1 protein-coding gene is annotated in these 504 nt (G+C 46.6%); it reads left to right on the plus strand.

Annotated features, from left to right (window positions below; all coding sequences use genetic code 11):
* A partial coding sequence (locus R7Q48_RS31560; protein WP_318134420.1) for a flagellin hook IN motif-containing protein occupies window positions 1–504 on the plus strand: 504 nt, incomplete at both ends.

The raw sequence follows: 504 nt of genomic DNA on the forward strand, positions 1-504 counted from the left end.
TATCCAGTCATCAAACGGTACTAACTCTCCTGCAGAGCGTCAGGCAATCAACGAAGAATCAATGGCGTTGGTTGACGAACTGAACCGTATCGCAGAAACCACATCATTCGGTGGCCGTCGTCTATTGAACGGCTCATTCGGTGAAGCGGCATTTCAAATCGGTGCGAGCTCTGGTGAAGCGATGATCATGGGTCTAACCAGTATTCGTGCAGATGACACTCGTATGGGCGGTGTGACATTCTTCTCTGAAGTAGGAAAAGGTAAAGATTGGGGTGTTGATCCAACTAAAGCCGATCTAAAAATCACGCTTCCTGGCATGGGTGAAGACGAAGATGGTAATGTTGATGATCTAGAAATCAATATCAACGCGAAAGCGGGTGATGACATCGAAGAGCTAGCAACGTACATCAATGGTCAATCAGACATGATCAACGCGTCTGTAAGCGAAGATGGCAAGCTGCAAATTTTTGTTGCTCATCCAAACGTTCAGGGTGACATCTCGAT

The organism is Vibrio sp. 378, from assembly GCF_033339435.1.